Source organism: Vibrio sp. 1457 (assembly GCF_033340195.1).
Taxonomy (GTDB): Bacteria; Pseudomonadota; Gammaproteobacteria; order Enterobacterales; family Vibrionaceae; genus Vibrio; species Vibrio alginolyticus.
Genome location: NZ_JAWOWA010000004.1, coordinates 152,829 through 163,149 on the forward strand (window position 1 = coordinate 152,829; position 10,321 = coordinate 163,149).

A 10,321-nucleotide genomic window follows, 5' to 3' on the forward strand; every position below is an offset into this window, starting at 1 on the left:
AAAGGTGCTAAATAACTGACGCTAGTGGTCAGAAAGCACGCTTTTATTCTCGGAACACACAGAAAGTCAGATGGACTCGATACTTACGGCCTATCGGTTCCGTCCAATGTTGCGCACCAATATAGGCACTGCACAACCAAATTGCCGAAGCAAAAATACCCACAAACAGAACAACAATAAATACATCGAGTTGATGTTGAGAAAACTGAATTAACTTTTCAGACAATTCGCACTTGCTGGTTTCTTTAGTATCAATCGACTTGACGCTCGAACGCTCATCAGTAAGTGAAACCGCGGGCGATTCCGTCTCATATTTCATAGAGCATGACGATGCAAAACCTGAATTTTGCATCAGACACACAACCACCACCCAGCCAATAATCGCTAGTAGCCATTTTGCCCGCTTATGTGGCGTGTGATGTCGTTTAGTCAACAAACTCATAAGAATTCAGATAAAGTAAGAACGAAGAAGATAATACGCGAGTCGTCATAAAGCTCAAGTTGTATCCTCTAAATAGCCTTAAGAGGCTTCACTCGGTAAGCTTTAATCTAGCTTGCCATAAATATATGCCAACTCTGCAACGGTTTTTGCCGAGAACTTCTTCAATAGATTAGCTCGGTGTACTTCAACCGTTCGCATTGCTATGCAAAGTTCGTCAGCAATACGAATGTTGCGCTTTCCTTCAATGATCAAACGTAAAATGTCTTTTTCTCTAGGTGTGAGCGATTCATAAGCCGATTTTGCTGCTGCCATATCGAGGTTTGTGGCAGACTGCGCCTGTCCCTGCAAAATAGCTCGTGCCAGTTCATCGCCTTTGACTGGTTTTTGGAAGAAATTGACCGCCCCAGCTTGTAATGCATCGACCGCCATCGGGACATCACCATGCCCTGTCAGATAAATAACGGCCAACGGGCTGTTGGCTTGATTTAAAATTTGGTGCACTTGCTGACCACGAAGGTTGGGCATTCGACTATCAAGGATCACGCATCCGGCCTGATGAATGTTCACTTTATCGAGAAAAGATTGCCCATCAGCAAAAGTCGTCACGTTGAAGTCATGCTCTTCCAGCATAAAAGCGAGCGAGTCACGCACCGATTCATCATCATCGACTACAAAAACAGGTAGCTGCTTTTCACCGCTGCTCATTGAATGATCCTATGTCTAGTTCAGATTAGTTTTGATATGGAAACACAAGCTCAACCAAACAACCATGTGGTGCTATCGAGCTGATGACAAACTCGCCACCATGCATTTCCATCACATCGCGACAAATGGCCAACCCCAGCCCAAGCCCTTCTTCTTTGCTACTCACAAACGCTTGAGTCGGATTCTCTTGCTGCAACCCTGTACCATTGTCTAACACTCGAATAGAGAGTTGACTGATTTGGTAATCGCAATGCAGGGCAATTTTACCTTGATAACCTGATGAGTGATATTTCTCTTGGAACAAAGTACACGCATCAATCGCGTTGCTGATCACATTAACTAAAACCTGTTGTACGCCAACTGCATCGACAAGTAACGGACGAATGTTCCCTTCTGTACTGGCCACAATAGAAATGTTTTGCTTCTGCATCCGAAAATGGAGTAACTCAATCGTGTCATCAATGAGTACTTGAAGATCGCACGACGTTTTGTCGACACTGCGCTTGCGAATCAACGTTCTTAATCGCTGAATAATTGCATCGGCTCTTTCAACTTGGCCCTGTATTTTCTCAAGCACAGGGACAATATCTTCATGAGGGCGCTTTTTGGCCAAGCGAAGTAAACCGCCTTCACTATAGTTGCGAATGGCTGCCAGTGGCTGATTGAGTTCATGGGCAAGACTAGTGCCGATTTCTCCGACAATCGCGACCCTTTGTGAATGTTCTAACTGTTCACTTTTCTCTTTTAATCGCAACGATGTCTGCTCCAAAGCTTGCTTACTCTTGCTAAATCGATACTCAAGCCAAAAGTGGTACGCGTTCAACACAATCACAAACATGAACAGCGCCCATGCCCATTCTTGATGACTACGCAGCCAGCGTAGAGCCTCACTCCACCAAGGTTGTTGCAACGGATGGAGATCCAACGCCTGATAAAGTTTGTCGATGCTCAGCAAGCTGACGGGGGACGTCCAACCTGACGCGCCTGCCGCAATAACCGCAGGGTGTTCAGGTGGCATCGCTAACAATACTTGCGCAATCTGTTTGGCGATCTGAGCTGAGCCGCGCTCTGTTTTGGCAAATGACCAGTTAGGATAAAGCGGTGTGGAAACAGCGCATAACGAGCGCTCGTTCGGCTGTTGATTTAAAACTCGATAATTACTCGGTTGTAAAAGCCCTTCACTTAGCATCTGTTCCAATAAACAAGCAGGGACAACGGCCGCTTCCACATTGCCATCACGTAATTGATACAGGTTGGCATCAATAGGAAAACCAAGATAGCGGACATCAGAAAAGAAATCGTTTGGATTAAGCCCCATTTTGACTATTTGATAGCGCATCGTTAGATAACCACCAAACGCTTTTTCTGATACCGCCGCAACAGGACGTCCTGAGACATCTTGCACCGTTTGATAACTTGAATTGGCTCGAACCACAAGCGCCGAACCAATGCCGTAATTCGAGTTTTGTGGTGCTCTGCTGGTTAGCGTTGCCATCCACGACAGCGCGTATTGCCTGCCCAACCGCACTGCCTGACCTGGGTTGGTTAAGATGGAATCCATGGTCTGAAACTTCACCGCTTCGCCCATTTCATCCAAGTTAAGGGGATGAAGGACAAAATGCACATCGGAAATTTGCTGATTGAGCCAATCAATGGTCGGTTGCCATCTCTGCTCGGCATAAAGATGACCACGTATCGCTAACACGCCCACTTCGACTTTTTTCTTGACCTGTGGCTGCTCTGCTTTTTGCTCTTGCATTCCTTGCAGATCTGCTTGTTCAGAAACTGCGCCCTGAGCCAAAGATGCAAAGGCAACTAAGCAAAGAACCCAAAACTGAAGCAACCGTGGCGTTTTGTTCATGATGAGTAGAATCGTTCCTTCGAAAGTAATGGAGCAAGAATAACAGCTACCCTTGGTAAACCACATTTGTTTTAGATCAAGTTTGATCTGGGTATGTGGAAATCCACAATATAAGCCTCGCAGTGCATTTCTCACAATGGAATCAGTCAATTCAAATACAACAAAAAAAGCAGGTGAGTTATGGATTCCACCAAACGTCGCTTTCTCAGCGCGGTCACAGCCGGAGCCGCGTTAATTCCAGTCGCTGGCATTGGCACGGCAACTGCGGGAAACATTATTCGAAATAACCAGTCCGCTGACCGAAAAGGACAAGTCGGCAAGCGTTATGCCATGGTGATAGATTTGCGTAAATGTGTCGGATGCCAGGCTTGCACTGTGGGTTGCAGCATCGAGAACCAAGCGCCAATCGGTCAGTTCCGAACCACCGTAAAGCAGTACGAAGTTACGTTAGATGATGGCTCTACAGCCACGCGAGAAGCAAAAGCCTTTATGCTACCGCGCCTTTGTAACCACTGCGAAAACCCACCCTGCGTGGCTGTCTGTCCGGTTCAAGCGACCTTTCAGCGCGAAGACGGCATCGTCATGGTGGATAACAGTCGCTGTGTCGCCTGCGCGTATTGCGTACAAGCTTGCCCTTACGATGCTCGTTTTATCAATGAGGACACCCTCACTGCAGATAAGTGCACCTTCTGTGCTCACCGTCTAGAACAAGGCCTATTACCTGCTTGCGTGGAAACCTGTGTTGGCGGTGCACGTGTGATTGGTGATTTAAACGACCCAACAAGCGAGATTCGCCGCTTAATCAAAGAACATCAGGACGACATCAAAGTATTGAAACCCAATGAAGGTACCAATCCACATGTATTTTATATCGGCATGGATGAACGCTTTACCAGCCATATCGACGGGCAGCCAGCTATTTACGACCCACAAGGAGAGCACGCATGAACATCACCGAAGTGTTAGTCCAACCTCAAGCGATGGCTTGGCTCCCGTGGGCGGTACAGTATTTCTTCTACATCGGTTCGGCTTATGCTGCCGCTATTTTATTCCTAATCGCCCTATTATTTGAAAAACACACCAGCCACAGACTGCGCGCTGCACTTGTGCTGACGCTGGCCATCGGTGCCATCGTGGGGCCATTGGCGTTAACTGGTGATTTACACCAACCGGGACGCGCATGGCATTTTTACGCGCACATCACGCCGTGGTCATGGATGTCTTTAGGGTCGCTTTTCTTGCCTGTTTTCTCAGGTTTAGCGGTAGTGACTGCATGGCTGTATCTCCGCCAGGATCTGATCAACTTACGTAATCAGCCAAGGAAAGTACTGCCTATAATTTCAAAGCTGTCACTGGGTGAATGGGTGCTCTCTCGTAGAGCCATGCTTATGGTGTCCGCCATCACGGTGCTATCAGGCATCACCATTGCAGTCTACACTGGCGCTGAAATTGCGGTCGTAAAATCACGCTCGTTATGGCACCAACCAGCATCACCGATTCTTTGGTTTGTTACTGCTTTTATGGGCGCGGTTGGCTTCTCTCTGCTGATTTGGCTCTTGCTGCCTAGTCAGTCAAAGACGCTAACATCTGGCGATACTAATTTACTGAAAAAATCGGTGGTTACCAGCGGTGTATTAACGCTGATACTGCTACCGATTTGGGCATCCAACAATTCCGCATTTTCGCTCTATTCTAGCGAACGATGGATGCACAACATTGCCTTGCTCACTTTTGTCGTTTTAGGTTGTGTTTTGCTCGCTTTCATCTTCTTCTTGCGCGATCCCCAAAAGTCCGCATCAGCCAGATTTCGTCACGTCATAGGACTCAGTTTTGTGTCTGGTGCCGCACTGGCAAGTGCGTGGCTGATACGCTGGTTTACCATCATGGAAGTACAAACCATCGCCAAGTTCGATGCAGGGCTGTATCCATACCAACTCACTATGGATGGAAATGGCTTGATAGGCATTATCGGCATGCTCGGATTATGGCTTGCACTGGCATTGCTCGGATCAGAGCTGGTTCAACCAAAACCAAATATAGAAGCAAAAGCATCATCACTCACCTTAACTGAACGCTAATCAAAGAGGATCTCATCATGGATAACAAACGCCGTCAGTTTTTGAAATCAGGCATTGCAGTGGGTGGGCTTGGCGCATTCGCTGCGGGTTACGCCACCACAACCAAACATATGGTCGAGGGTGCGCTCGAAGGCACCGCAGGAGAAAAAACGCGTGATATTCACAATGGTAATTCTCTTGAACCAGAGTACACGGTCAACAACAAAGGCAACCTGATCCCTAATCCAAATCAGCGCGTTGCGCCATCCATGTGCTTTGGCTGTTGGTCACTGTGCGGGTTGCGTGTGCGCATTGATAACCGTAACGATGAGATTTTGCGTATCACTGGCAACCCATATCACCCATTGTCTCATCAGCAACACATTCCGTTCGAAACGCCAGTCAAAGATGCTTATTTAAGTTTGGCTGGAGAAGCGGGCCTTGAAGGTCGTTCAACAGCATGCGCACGTGGCAATGGGATGCTAGAAATTCGCAACAGCCCGTACCGCATCACTCAACCGCTGAAACGAGTTGGCAAACGCGGCGAAGGAAAATGGATTCCGATCAGCTACGAACAATTGATAGAAGAGGTCGTAGAAGGCGGAGATTTATTTGGTGAAGGCCATGTTGATGGCTTGCGCGACATTCGCGATTTAACAACGCCCGTTGATCCTGAAAACCCAGAATATGGCCCGAAAGCCAACCAACTGTTAATGACCAACGCCGGTAACGAAGGCCGAGACGACATCTTCAAGCGCTTCGCGTTCAACAGCTATGGTACGCGAAACTTTGGGCACCACGGTTCGTACTGCGGCTACGCATTTCGTGCTGGCAGCGGCGCATTTATGAACGACTTAGATAAGAACGCACACTTAAAGCCAGATTTCGATAATGCGGAATACATTATCTTCATCGGTATGTCGCCAGCTCAAGCTGGCAACCCTTTTAAGCGACAGGCGCGCCAACTCGCCAATGCGCGAACAGAAGGCAGCTTGGAATACACCATCATCACGCCAAGTTTGCCTGCGGGTTCATCGAGCTTGGCAGCCGGTGACAACAACCGCTGGATACCAATCAAGCCGGGCACCGACTCTGCCCTCGTGCTTGGCATGATCCAATGGATCATCGAAAATCAACGCTACAACAAAACCTTCTTAGCCCAACCGGGGGCGAACGCAATGAAACGAGCAGGCACCGCGCACTGGTGTAATGCGACACATCTCGTGATAAGCGATGAGCAGCACCCGAGAAACGGCACGTTTTTACGCGCGTCGGATCTGAATCTGCCATTCGAGGGCGAAGCGTTGTCTGATTCCGATCCGTACGTCATCGTGGATGATCAAAGCGGCGAATTTGGTGTGCATACCCAGACAGGAGAAGCGGCACTGTTTGTCGATAAAACGGTTTCGCTTGCATCAGGCGAAGTACGAGTAAAATCGTCTCTACAAAGGCTCAAAGAAGAGGCGTTCAAATACAGTTTTGAGTTCTACAGCCAACAATGTGAGATCCCTGTTGAGCAAATCGCAGAACTAGCAAAACGCTTCACCAGTCACGGAACCAAAGCGGTGGTCGATACCCACGGCGGCAACATGCACACCAATGGGTTCTATAACTCGTTTACCATCATGATGCTCAATGCGTTGATTGGTAACATCAACATGAAAGGCGGCGCGATGGCGAAAGCGGGTGGCTACCCAACTTCCGCTGCGGGTCCTCGTTACGACTTCACCAAGTTTGCTGGCAAAGTCGGCCCGAAAGGCGTCTTTTTATCGCGCAGTAAATTCCCATACCACAAAACCAGCGAATACAAACGTCGCGTTGAGGCAGGAAAGTCCCCTTACCCAACTCGCGCACCTTGGTATCCGTTTGCAGCGCCACTGCTGACGGAGCATCTGTCTGCGGCTATTGATGGGTATCCATATCGCGTTAAAGCGTGGATCAACCACATGGCGAACCCGATGTATGGTGTACCCGGTTTGAAAACACTGCTGGAAGACAAGCTTAAAGATCCAAAACAACTCGGTTTGATTGTGTCTGTTGATGCGTTCATTAACGAAACCACCGCGTTGTCGGATTATATTGTACCTGACACGGTCACCTACGAAAGCTGGGGTATGGCAACGCCTTGGCACGATGTTCCGGTGAAAACCGTCACCGCTCGCTGGCCGATTGTGGAAGCGCGAACAGAGAAAACCGCCGATGGTCGTTCGATTTGCTTAGAGAACTTTCTGATTGATGTCGCTAAGAAAATACAGCTGGGCGGCTTTGGTGACAATGCAATTCAAGATGCACAAGGCAACTGGCACGCTCTCCATCGCGCCGAAGATTTCTATTTGCGAGCTGCGGCAAACTTGGCTTATGTGAAAGGCGGCGTGCCTGAAGTTTCGGCAGAAGACATTGCGTGGTCAGGCTTAGAGCGTTTAATGCCAGCGATGCAAAGCACGCTAACAGCGGATGAGATGAAACGAGTGGCGTTTATTTTTGCTCGCGGCGGACGCTTTGAAAATGCAACCGAAGCGTATCAAGGTGAGCAAATGAAGCACAAATGGACACGACCAGTTGCGATATGGAATGAACGTGTCGGCAGCGCAAGAAACACCATGACCGGTGATTTCTACACCGGTTGCCCAACATGGCATCCACAAAAGCTGGCCGATGGCACACCAATGGAAGAACAGTTCCCAAGCTCAGAATGGCCATTCAGCTTGACGAATTTTAAATCCAACATTCACAGTGCGGTATCCAACCTATCGCCAAGGTTGAACTCGATTAAAGGCGTAAACCCAGTGTACATCCATCCAATCGATGCCGAGCGCGCAAGCATTAAAACGGGTGATGAGTTTATGATCGAAACCCCATCAGCAAGCACCAAAGCACTTGCGATGATAGTCAGCGGGATTCGCCCTGGCACACTCGGGTTTGAACATGGGTTTGGCCATACCGAGCTAGGGCAACGCTCACACTGGATCGGTGATCAACAGCAACCCGTAAAAACGCGCAGCCAAGATGGCGTTAACATTAACGACATTGGCTTAATTGATCCTACCCGAGAAGGTAAAGGTGTATTGTTGGATTGGGTAGTGGGCGCGGCGGCACGTCAGTCCTTGCCGGCCAAAATCCGCAAAGCGTAACGCCGCACGTTAAGACGTCTCTACCACTTAGAGCTGCCGATTTGTGCAGCTCTTCACCACTTTGTTTTTATAGCTTATAGAACAACCAATAAAAACAAATACGGCCATTTACACTTATTAAATATGTGGAAATCCACAATACCTTTCATTATTGACAAGGCCGACAATATCGTCCGAGTGACTACCAAGTAGCACTTAGACATATTAATAAAAATTAAAGTGAGTCAGCATGTCAAAAATTCTTCCAGTGGTGGTGGCCTGTTTGTTAGCAACCACTATGGGCGCAAGCGCCTCGTCTATTCCGGAAAAAGCCAGCGTATGTAGCGGTTGTCACGGCCAAGATGGCATGGGACAGCCAAATATCGCGCCGATGATCGCTGGTTTAAACGCGAATTATCTCAACACTCAAATCGAACTATTCCTTAGTGGCGAACGCCAAAATGTGGTCATGCAAGGCATGGCGAAGGAACTCAGCGATCCCGCAGGCCGTAAGGAAGTTATGGAGTACTTTGCTAACCTCCCGAGCTATGAGTTCACGAATCCAGAACAACGCGGCGACCAAGCTGATATTCGTAACCCGTATCGTAAGTTAATTTTCCAAGGCGATTGGGATAGAAATATTCCAGCTTGCGCAACTTGTCATGGAGCCAGCGGTATGGGCGTCGACAAGTTCCCTCGCCTCGCAAGCCAACATGCTGATTACTTAAAAACGCAATTGATGGCATGGAAAAACGGCACTCGCAGTGGCGACCCGCTCAATATGATGGGGACCATCGCAAAAAATCTCACTGACAAAGAGATCGAAAATCTTGCTTACTACTTTGCCTCATTACGTTACTAGGAGCAGTCATGAAACGTTTCTATTCTTTGTTCGCACTGCCTTTCATTTCTACGCTCGTACTAGCTAACGCTCCATTACCGGACCGCCAGAAAGAGCTACCTGCGATAGAAAAAGAAAAGCACGGTGAATACTTAAAACCGCGTGATCTCAGCACAATCCCAAACACCGCATTTGGTGAGCAAGTAAAACGCGGTTACTCGCTCTTTGTTAACTCACAACAAATGCGCGGAAAATACGTTGGCAACGAACAAAACTGTGTGAACTGCCATATGGAGGCAGGACGAAAAGCAAACGCTGCGCCACTGTGGGCAGCTTACATGGCATACCCGGCATATCGTAAGAAAAACGATCGCGTAAACAGCTATGCTGACCGTATCCAAGGTTGTTTCGAGTATTCCATGAACGGTAAAGCGCCCGCTTACGATTCGACAGAAATTGTTGCCCTTAGTGCTTACGCCTACTGGTTAGCGATGGGCGGCTTGCTTGACAAACATGGTATGGCGGATGAACCCATTCCAGAACTAGACGCAAAAACGTTGCAAATTGGTGGAAAAGCAAAAGACTTCCCGTTGCCCGAAGCCATCGCACAAGCATTACCAATTGAAAAGCGGGGTAATCTCTCTGGGCGTGGCTACCCAAAAATCGCCGCCCCTGAGCAAGAACCATCAATAGAGCGAGGCGCATTGGTCTACGAAAAGAACTGTGAAGCTTGCCATCGCGCCGACGGTTCAGGCATCAAAGACACCAACGACCATTCATACATTCCACCACTTTGGGGCGAATATGCGTATAACTGGGGCGCAGGTATGCACCGGATTAACACAGCGGCCTATTTTATTTACGAAAACATGCCGCTTGGGAAAAGTGTGCAGCTGACAGAGCAAGAAGCTTGGGATGTCGCAGCATACGTCAACAGCCATGAGCGTCCACAAGATCCTCGATTCAAAGGCAATGTCACCGCAAACGCGGAGAAATATCACCAGCACCAAGGCTATTACGGCAAAACGCTCAACGGTACGCAAGTCGGCTCCAATGCCTTTAAGAGCGGAACGGTCAAGTAAAGTACAACTAAGTACCTTAAATAAAATGCTCTTTTTCTCTGCTCAGATTATCTGGGCAGGGTTACTTACCCTTAAAAACAAGTAGTTACCCCCTCCAATAAACAAGCAACATCATATTACTTTCGGCTTCCAACATATTCATCTTCGCCGTAAAATCTTGTACCAAACGCGACTTCGTTTATGTCTTAGATCTCCCATATCCTCTAATGCCAAAAGTAAGAAA

General features: G+C 48.2%; 8 protein-coding genes. 5 read left to right on the top strand and 3 right to left on the bottom strand.

Going from position 1 to position 10,321, the window contains the following annotated elements; genetic code table 11:
* Positions 1 to 43: 43 nt before the first annotated feature.
* The 3 genes from R7Z41_RS05955 to R7Z41_RS05965 form a co-directional block, all read right to left on the bottom strand.
* A complete protein-coding gene (locus tag R7Z41_RS05955) occupies positions 44 to 442 on the bottom strand; it encodes a hypothetical protein (protein WP_080996681.1) in 399 nt (132 codons plus the stop codon).
* A gap of 102 nt (positions 443 to 544) precedes the next feature.
* Positions 545 to 1,147 carry a response regulator transcription factor gene (locus R7Z41_RS05960; protein ID WP_025767241.1) on the bottom strand — a complete coding sequence of 201 codons (603 nt, stop codon included), beginning with the start codon at positions 1,145 to 1,147 and terminating at the stop codon, positions 545 to 547.
* Positions 1,148 to 1,172: 25 nt separating this feature from the next.
* Positions 1,173 to 3,008 (bottom strand): sensor histidine kinase, encoded by a 1,836-nt coding sequence (locus tag R7Z41_RS05965; protein WP_225477550.1) that lies wholly within the window; start codon positions 3,006 to 3,008, stop codon positions 1,173 to 1,175.
* Positions 3,009 to 3,188: 180 nt separating this feature from the next.
* Between R7Z41_RS05965 and dsrO the strand changes: the two genes are divergently transcribed.
* The 5 genes from dsrO to R7Z41_RS05990 all read left to right on the top strand — a co-directional run bounded on the left by dsrO (position 3,189) and on the right by R7Z41_RS05990 (position 10,098).
* The gene (gene dsrO, locus R7Z41_RS05970; RefSeq protein ID WP_225477548.1) at positions 3,189 to 3,956 is read left to right on the top strand and encodes a sulfate reduction electron transfer complex DsrMKJOP subunit DsrO; all 768 of its coding nucleotides are present in this window, start codon (positions 3,189 to 3,191) and stop codon (positions 3,954 to 3,956) included.
* Positions 3,953 to 5,086: an NrfD/PsrC family molybdoenzyme membrane anchor subunit gene (gene nrfD, locus R7Z41_RS05975; RefSeq protein WP_318136338.1), complete on the top strand. Its 1,134-nt coding sequence runs from the start codon at positions 3,953 to 3,955 to the stop codon at positions 5,084 to 5,086. The genes dsrO and nrfD overlap by 4 nt, the downstream gene beginning before the upstream one ends.
* A 17-nt stretch (positions 5,087 to 5,103) precedes the next feature.
* Positions 5,104 to 8,196 (top strand): tetrathionate reductase subunit A, encoded by a 3,093-nt coding sequence (locus R7Z41_RS05980; RefSeq protein WP_225477544.1) that lies wholly within the window; start codon positions 5,104 to 5,106, stop codon positions 8,194 to 8,196.
* 277 nt (positions 8,197 to 8,473) lie between these two features.
* Positions 8,474 to 9,037, top strand: coding sequence for a c-type cytochrome (locus tag R7Z41_RS05985; RefSeq protein WP_372059261.1), 564 nt, complete (start codon positions 8,474 to 8,476; stop codon positions 9,035 to 9,037).
* Positions 9,038 to 9,045: 8 nt separating this feature from the next.
* On the top strand, positions 9,046 to 10,098 hold the full coding sequence (locus R7Z41_RS05990; protein ID WP_318136339.1) for a c-type cytochrome: 1,053 nt from the start codon (positions 9,046 to 9,048) through the stop codon (positions 10,096 to 10,098).
* The last annotated feature ends 223 nt before the right edge of the window (positions 10,099 to 10,321 follow it).

Bases quoted from the DNA above. Each gene is read 5' to 3' on its own strand.
- R7Z41_RS05965 (WP_225477550.1), bottom strand. From the start codon at position 3,008: ATGAACAAAACGCCACGGTTGCTTCAGTTTTGGGTTCTTTGCTTAGTT.
- R7Z41_RS05955 (WP_080996681.1), bottom strand. From the start codon at position 442: ATGAGTTTGTTGACTAAACGACATCACACGCCACATAAGCGGGCAAAA.
- R7Z41_RS05990 (WP_318136339.1), top strand. From the start codon at position 9,046: ATGAAACGTTTCTATTCTTTGTTCGCACTGCCTTTCATTTCTACGCTC.
- R7Z41_RS05980 (WP_225477544.1), top strand. From the start codon at position 5,104: ATGGATAACAAACGCCGTCAGTTTTTGAAATCAGGCATTGCAGTGGGT.
- nrfD (WP_318136338.1), top strand. From the start codon at position 3,953: ATGAACATCACCGAAGTGTTAGTCCAACCTCAAGCGATGGCTTGGCTC.
- R7Z41_RS05960 (WP_025767241.1), bottom strand. From the start codon at position 1,147: ATGAGCAGCGGTGAAAAGCAGCTACCTGTTTTTGTAGTCGATGATGAT.
- R7Z41_RS05985 (WP_372059261.1), top strand. From the start codon at position 8,474: ATGGGCGCAAGCGCCTCGTCTATTCCGGAAAAAGCCAGCGTATGTAGC.
- dsrO (WP_225477548.1), top strand. From the start codon at position 3,189: ATGGATTCCACCAAACGTCGCTTTCTCAGCGCGGTCACAGCCGGAGCC.